Annotated in this window: 7 protein-coding genes; 2 read left to right on the forward strand and 5 right to left on the reverse strand. The window is 58.4% G+C overall.

Annotated features, from left to right (window positions below; translation table 11 throughout):
• The first annotated feature begins 228 nt into the window (after positions 1 to 228).
• On the forward strand, positions 229 to 3,063 hold the full coding sequence (locus AC07RZ_RS19370; protein WP_494669173.1) for a valine--tRNA ligase: 2,835 nt from the start codon (positions 229 to 231) through the stop codon (positions 3,061 to 3,063).
• An 84-nt stretch (positions 3,064 to 3,147) separates the two neighbouring features.
• Positions 3,148 to 3,582, forward strand: coding sequence for a DUF2147 domain-containing protein (locus AC07RZ_RS19375; RefSeq protein WP_494669180.1), 435 nt, complete (start codon positions 3,148 to 3,150; stop codon positions 3,580 to 3,582).
• A gap of 88 nt (positions 3,583 to 3,670) precedes the next feature.
• Here the strand turns inward: AC07RZ_RS19375 and AC07RZ_RS19380 are convergent, their stop codons facing one another.
• From AC07RZ_RS19380 to AC07RZ_RS19400, 5 genes are all read right to left on the reverse strand, one after another.
• A complete protein-coding gene (locus AC07RZ_RS19380) occupies positions 3,671 to 4,513 on the reverse strand; it encodes a 2-keto-4-pentenoate hydratase (protein WP_092396551.1) in 843 nt (280 codons plus the stop codon).
• A gap of 140 nt (positions 4,514 to 4,653) precedes the next feature.
• On the reverse strand, positions 4,654 to 5,106 hold the full coding sequence (locus tag AC07RZ_RS19385) for a YaiI/YqxD family protein (RefSeq protein ID WP_494669174.1): 453 nt from the start codon (positions 5,104 to 5,106) through the stop codon (positions 4,654 to 4,656).
• Between the two features lie 43 nt (positions 5,107 to 5,149).
• The gene (ruvB, locus tag AC07RZ_RS19390) at positions 5,150 to 6,208 is read right to left on the reverse strand and encodes a Holliday junction branch migration DNA helicase RuvB (RefSeq protein ID WP_092396547.1); all 1,059 of its coding nucleotides are present in this window, start codon (positions 6,206 to 6,208) and stop codon (positions 5,150 to 5,152) included.
• 92 nt (positions 6,209 to 6,300) lie between these two features.
• The gene (ruvA, locus tag AC07RZ_RS19395; RefSeq protein WP_120237208.1) at positions 6,301 to 6,879 is read right to left on the reverse strand and encodes a Holliday junction branch migration protein RuvA; all 579 of its coding nucleotides are present in this window, start codon (positions 6,877 to 6,879) and stop codon (positions 6,301 to 6,303) included.
• A 29-nt stretch (positions 6,880 to 6,908) separates the two neighbouring features.
• Positions 6,909 to 7,097, reverse strand: a 189-nt coding sequence (locus AC07RZ_RS19400; RefSeq protein WP_494669175.1) for a hypothetical protein, incomplete at its 5' end; no start/stop codon positions are given.

Consider the following 7,097-nt stretch of genomic DNA (forward strand, 5'->3'; position numbering starts at 1 on the left):
GAGGCAGCGGAAAGGATTTTACACCCGCAACCGGCTTGCGGTATATCGAAAATCCGGGTTTCCTTATCCCAGATCAAGTATAGAAGCCGGCTTCCGTGGCAAATCCGTCCATACGATTGTCTTTACGTCAAAAAACCCTGCCTGCCCGGCCCCAATACTAGGAGCGAGTCGGCTGCGTACTTTATAATCGTCGTTTTAGATCGCTTTAGCAAAGAACCCCAATAAATCATGGAATTAGCCAAGTCTTTCGACCCTGCCGAGATTGAACAATTCTGGCGCAGCGAGTGGGAAAAGCGCGGGTACTACACCGCCACCACCGACGCCGACAAACCGTCTTTCAGCATCCAGTTGCCGCCGCCCAACGTCACCGGCACGCTGCACATGGGGCATGCTTTCAACCAGACCATCATGGATGGCCTGACCCGCTACCACCGCATGCGCGGTTTCAACACCGCATGGATCCCAGGCACCGACCACGCCGGCATCGCCACGCAAATCGTGGTCGAACGGCAACTCGACGCGCAGAATATTTCGCGCCATGACCTCGGCCGTGAAAAATTCGTCGAAAAAGTCTGGGAATGGAAAGAGCAGTCCGGCTCGACCATTACCGGCCAGATGCGCCGCATGGGCGCCTCGACCGACTGGAGCCGTGAATATTTCACAATGGACGAAAAACTGTCCGGCACCGTGGTGGAAGTGTTTGTACGGCTGTTTGAACAGGGCCTGATCTATCGCGGCAAACGGCTGGTGAACTGGGACCCGGTGCTGGGCACCGCGATCTCGGAACTGGAAGTGGCGTCGGAAGAAGAAGACGGTTCGATGTGGCATATCCGTTATCCGTTTGCCGATGGCAGCGGCCACCTGACGGTCGCCACCACGCGTCCTGAAACCTTGCTGGGCGACGTTGCTGTCGCAGTCGATCCGACTGACGAACGTTATATCCACCTGGTCGGCAAGATGCTGAAGCTGCCGTTGACCGACCGCGAGATCCCGGTCATCGCCGACAGCTACGTCGACAAGGAATTCGGCAGCGGCTGCGTGAAGATCACGCCGGCCCATGACTTCAACGATTACGCAGTCGGCCAGCGGCACCAGCTGCCGCAGATCACCATCTTGACGCTGGACGCCAAGATCAACGAAAACGGCCCGGTCCAGTACCAGGGCATGGATCGTTTCGCGGCCCGCAAGCAGATGGTCGCCGACCTCGACGCCCAAGGTTTGCTGGAATCGGTCAAGCCGCACAAGCTGGTGGTGCCGCGCGGCGACCGTACCGGCGTGGTGATCGAACCGATGCTGACCGACCAGTGGTTTGTCGCCATGAGCAAGCCGGCGCCGGAAGGCACGCACTTTCCTGGCAAATCGATTACCGAAGTCGCGCTGGAGAAAGTCGCCAACGGCGAAATCCAGATGATTCCGGAAAACTGGAACAACACCTACAACCAGTGGCTCAACAATATCCAGGACTGGTGCATTTCGCGCCAGCTGTGGTGGGGCCATCAGATCCCGGCCTGGTATGCTGACGACGGCAAGATCTATGTCGCCCGCAATGAAGCGGAAGCGCAAGCCAAGGCCGCTGCTGCCGGCTATACCGGCGCGTTGCGGCGCGACGACGACGTGCTCGACACCTGGTTCTCATCGGCGCTGGTGCCGTTCTCGACCTTGGGCTGGCCGGAAGAAACGCCGGACTACAAGATGTTCCTGCCGTCCTCGGTGCTGGTCACCGGTTTCGACATCATCTTCTTCTGGGTGGCGCGGATGGTGATCATGACCACCCACTTCACCGGCAAGGTGCCGTTCAAGACCGTGTATGTGCACGGCCTGGTACGCGACGGCAACGGCCAGAAAATGTCCAAGTCGAAGGGCAATACGCTTGACCCTATCGACCTGATCGACGGCATCACGCTGGAAGCACTGGTCGCCAAGCGCACTGTCGGCCTGATGAAGCCGAAGGACGCGGAACGCATCGCCAAGGCGACCCGCAAGGAATTCGCCGACGGCATCCCGGCCTTCGGCACCGATGCGCTGCGCTTTACCTTCGCTTCACTGGCGACGCTCGGCCGCAACATCAATTTCGACCTCGGCCGCTGCGACGGCTACCGCAATTTCTGCAACAAGCTGTGGAACGCCACCCGTTTCGTGCTGATGAACACCGAGGGCAAGGACTGCGGTTTCGACGGCCACACGCCTGGTGTCTGCGACAAGGAAAAGCTGCAGTTCTCGCAAGCAGACCGCTGGATCGTTTCGCTCCTGCAGCGCACCGAAGCCGAAGTCGCCAAGGGTTTTGCCGACTACCGTTTCGACAATATCGCTTCCGCCATCTACAAGTTCGTCTGGGACGAATATTGCGACTGGTACCTGGAAGTCGCCAAGGTACAGATCCAGCAAGGCAGCGAAGCGCAACAGCGCGCTACCCGCCGCACCTTGCTGCGCGTACTGGAAGTCGTGCTGCGCCTGGCGCACCCGGTCATTCCGTTTGTCACCGAAGCCTTGTGGCAGAGCGTGGCGCCGCTCACCGGCAAGACGCTCGATCCGGCCGGCGACTCCATCATGCGCCAGCCTTATCCTGAAGCCGACCTGGAAAAGATCGACGAAAACGCCGAAGCCTGGATGACCCAGCTGAAAGCGCTGACCGATGCCTGCCGCAACCTGCGCGGCGAAATGCAGCTGTCGCCGGCGACGCGGGTGCCGCTGGTAATCGCGGGCTCGGCAACGCAGCAGGCTACGCTGCTGTCGTTCGCGCCATATCTGCAGGCACTGGCGAAGTTGGCAGAGGTGCAAGTAGTAGAGACTCTACCCGAATCGCCCGCCCCGGTCTCGATAGTCGGCGATGCTAAGCTGCTGCTCAAGGTAGAAATTGATATTGCAGCTGAACGGGAACGCCTGGGCAAGGAAATCGCCCGCATAGAAGGGGAGATTGCGAAAGCGCAGGTCCAACTGGGCAATGAGAGCTTTGTGGCAAGAGCACCGGCACAGGTGGTTGCGCAGATGCAAGAACGCCTGGTCAATTTTTCGGGTACCCTTGAAAAGTTGCGAGAACAGTTTGCAAAATTAAAAGTATCTTGATTTCTTAATAATATGAATGCATCGGCCTGCAGCAATGCAGGCCGATGCGATAGAGACAGGAGACAAAACATGAAGAAACTTTTGATGACGGCAATCGCCAGCAGCGCCTTGCTGACTTTCGGCGCGTTCGCCCAGAACACCAGTTCGGCGGTCGGCCTGTGGAAGAATATCGACGACCATACCGGCAAGCCGAAAGCGCTGATCCGCATTACCGAAAGCAATGGCGAACTGCGCGGCAAGATCGAGAAACTGCTGCGCGATCCCAGCCAGGACCAGAATCCGAAATGCGTCAAATGCCAGGGCGAACTGAAAGACCAGCCTATCCTCGGCATGACCATCATCAACGGCATGAAAAAAGATGGCAACGAATACAACGGCGGCACCATCCTTGACCCGGACAACGGCAAGGTCTACAAGAGCAAGATGGCGCTCATCGAGGATGGCAAAAAACTGAATGTACGCGGTTATATCGGCGTACCTATGCTCGGCCGCACCCAGACCTGGGTACGCGAAGAATAATTGGCCGGCCGCTGGGCCGTTCGAAAAAAATGCCGTTCAAGCGATTCGCTGAACGGCATTTTTCTTTGCCTGCCCTGCTTCAGCCGGCTTACACGAAGGATACTGTCAAGCCCGGCAGCGCGATTCCTGAAAATGCCGTGACCCAGGTCTGCCCTGCCTGCACCGGATAGGCGTCGGTCCAGGTGCCGGTGGTGATGATTTCACCGGCCTGCAAAGGCGTGAACTGCGATTGCGCATTCAGCACCTGGTGCAAATGCCATAAGGCGTGCACCGGGCTATCCAGCACATCGCTGCCGAAACCGGCGCCGCACAGGGTCACCGAGTCTTCGGTGCAGCACGACAGCGAAACGCTGGCGTTGGCCAGCATGCTGGCCAGGTTGCGGCGGGTGGCCGTCGACAGCATGTGCGGTTCGCCGACAATCAGCGTGCCGTGCAGGCCGAACGCAGCGATCGCGTCGACCGCCTCGAATTTCCAGTCGGGGAAAGGGCACACCACGATTTCGAAGGCATGCGCCATCCATTCGATGCAGTCGGCGATTTCTTCCAGGTCGGCATCCGGCGCCGGCGTCCGGCCCAGGCTGAACACCACTTCCGGTTCGATGCGCGGCTGCAAGGCGCCTTCCAGGCTCTGGATTCCGCGGTTATCTTCGGCGTAGCGCACCGTACTGTCGAATACGTGCGCCCAGATCGGTGCATTGATGGTTTCGGTGATGCCGTATTTCGGCCAGATGGTGCGATTGCTGAAGCCGACCTTGCGGCCGACCGGGGAATCGCCCTGGCTGATGCTGGCGTCCAGGATGCGCTTGCCGATGTCATACCCATCCATCGGCGACAAGGCATCGGCAGCCGACAACAGCGGCATCAATTTGGCACGCGCCCGCGCATCCAGAAGCTGGTTGGCGTAACGGTTAGCTTTGGTAGACATAAGCATGGTTGACTTGCACACTATTAGTGAAGGCTATCGTATTGTCTGTGACGTTCAATTTTTACACAAGCGCAGAAACATTGACATTTCGACACTTGGATTGCGGGACGACACCGGGCCCGCGGTCCTGCCATGATCAGAAACATTCATCGATTCCGCGACTTCTGCAGAAACCGGTCAAGCTGTGCTGCGAACAGATGGCGGTCGCTCTGGCTGAATGCCGCCGGACCGCCGGTTTCCACGCCGCTGCCGCGCAGCTCATCCATGAAATTACGCATCGTCAGGTGCTGCTGGATGTTGTCCTTGGTATAAAACTCGCCACGCGGATTCAAGGCGTTGCCGCCCTTTTCAAGCACATCTGCCGCCAGCGGGATATCGGCGGTAATCACCAGGTCGCCCGCTTGCAGCAATCGAACAATTTCGCGATCGGCGACGTCGAAACCGGACGCCACCTGGACCGCCTTGATGAACCGCGAAGGCGGCACCCTTAACAACCTGTTGGCTACCAGGGTTACTACGATATGCAACCGGTCGGCGACCCGGAACAGGATTTCCTTGATGACCCCGGGACATGCATCGGCGTCAACCCAGATCTGCATTGCTGCCGGTTGCCCGGGCAGCGCATCGGCTTCCGTGGGCGAATTAATTTTGCCCCCATAACTCGCCGTTGGGCCCGGTGCGCGGCGCCGCCACGCCAAAATGGCTATATGCCAGCGGGGTCGCAATACGGCCGCGCGGCGTACGCTGCAGGTATCCCTGCTGGATCAGGTAAGGCTCAAGCACGTCTTCGATGGTGTCGCGTTCTTCGCCGATCGCAGCGGCAAGGTTATCCAGTCCGACCGGGCCGCCGCCGAACTTGAACAGCACCGCTTCCAGCAATTTCCTGTCCATGATGTCGAAACCGACCGGATCGACATCCAGCATGACCAGCGCCGCATCGGCCATCGGCTTGGTGATTTCGCCATTGCCTTTGACTTCGGCGTAGTCGCGCACCCGGCGCAGCAGGCGGTTGGCGATACGCGGCGTACCGCGGCTGCGCTTGGCGATTTCGAAAGCGCCTTCGTCCATGATCGGCGCACCCAGCAAGGAAGCGCTGCGCGTGACGATTTTGCTCAGCTGCTGCGGCGTATAAAATTCAAGGCGGGCGACGATGCCGAAACGGTCACGCAGCGGATTGGTCAGCATCCCCGCGCGCGTGGTCGCGCCTACCAGGGTGAACGGCTGCAGGTCCAGGCGCACCGAACGCGCTGCCGGGCCTTCGCCGATCATGATATCGATCTGATAATCTTCCAGCGCCGGATACAGGATTTCTTCGACAACCGGCGACAATCGATGGATTTCATCGATGAACAGCACATCGTTGGCTTCGAGATTGGTCAGCAGCGCAGCCAGGTCGCCGGCGCGTTCCAGCACCGGTCCCGAAGTCTGGCGCAGGTTGACGCCCATTTCGCGCGCGATGATATGCGCCAGCGTTGTCTTGCCAAGGCCGGGCGGACCGAACAGCAAGGTATGGTCCAGCGCTTCACGCCGCTGCCTGGCCGCCGTGATGAATATCTGCAGCTGGTCGCGTATCTTTTCCTGGCCGACGTATTCGTCCAGCTGCTTCGGCCGCAAGGCACGTTCGATCGCCTCTTCATTGGGCGAAGCCGGCGTGGCAGCGATAATGCGTTGTTCGGCGAAATCGTCGGTTTGGATACTCATGGTCGGATTGTAGCCAGACTGTAGCGATTAGATATAAAAAAAGACATCCACACCATCAATAAAGCAATAATGATCAGCTTTTGCCTGTCCGGTTACAGCTTGGACAGGGCTTTCAGTGCCAATTTGATACCATCGGATACGCTAGCATCGGCCGGCAGCTGTTTCAGCGCCAGCATCGCTTCCTTGTCCGAGTAACCCAGTGCGATCAGGGCGTTCAGGATATCGCCGCTGACATCGCTGGCATGATGGCTGCCGACCGGTCCCAGGTCCGCGCCCAGCTTGCCTTTCAATTCGAGCAACAGCCGCTCGGCGGTTTTCTTGCCAATGCCTGGCACCTTGGTGAGGCGGCCGGCTTCCTGCATGGTGATCGCCTGCGCCAGATCCTGCACCGACATGCCGGACAGGATGGACAAGGCGGTCCGGGCGCCGACGCCGCTGATCTTGATCAGCTGCTTGAAAACATTCCGTTCTTCAGCCGTGCCAAAGCCATACAGGACATGCGCATCTTCGCGTATCGCCAGATGGGTCAGCAAGGCGACCTTCTCACCCAGTCCCGGCAGATTGTAGAAAGTGCTCATTGGCACGCCGACCTCATAGCCGACGCCATTGCAGTCGATCAATAATTGAGGAGGATTTTTTTCGAGCAGAATCCCGGAAAGACGACCTATCATCGCAGTTGGCCTTTATGTGAATCAATGAATCATACAGGACAACTGGTTAAAAACACAGTAGTTTTGTTGCTCCAAAGCTGAAATTTCAGGAAATCGTGCCGCAGTGGAAACTGAAAACGCAAAGCAAAAACCCTCTGCACGTTGAATGCAGAGGGTTTTTTAATAAAAGCCTGACGATGACCTACTTTCACACTGGTTGCAGCACTATCATCGGCGCA

It is taken from the genome of Collimonas sp. GW821-FHT07E08, from assembly GCF_059418905.1.

What these genes read in the sequence shown, in the direction of transcription:
- AC07RZ_RS19370 (WP_494669173.1), top strand. Translation starts at nt 229, where the DNA reads ATGGAATTAGCCAAGTCTTTCGACCCTGCCGAGATTGAACAATTCTGG.
- AC07RZ_RS19380 (WP_092396551.1), bottom strand. Translation starts at nt 4,513, where the DNA reads ATGCTTATGTCTACCAAAGCTAACCGTTACGCCAACCAGCTTCTGGAT.
- AC07RZ_RS19385 (WP_494669174.1), bottom strand. Translation starts at nt 5,106, where the DNA reads ATGCAGATCTGGGTTGACGCCGATGCATGTCCCGGGGTCATCAAGGAA.
- ruvA (WP_120237208.1), bottom strand. Translation starts at nt 6,879, where the DNA reads ATGATAGGTCGTCTTTCCGGGATTCTGCTCGAAAAAAATCCTCCTCAA.
- AC07RZ_RS19375 (WP_494669180.1), top strand. Translation starts at nt 3,148, where the DNA reads ATGACGGCAATCGCCAGCAGCGCCTTGCTGACTTTCGGCGCGTTCGCC.
- ruvB (WP_092396547.1), bottom strand. Translation starts at nt 6,208, where the DNA reads ATGAGTATCCAAACCGACGATTTCGCCGAACAACGCATTATCGCTGCC.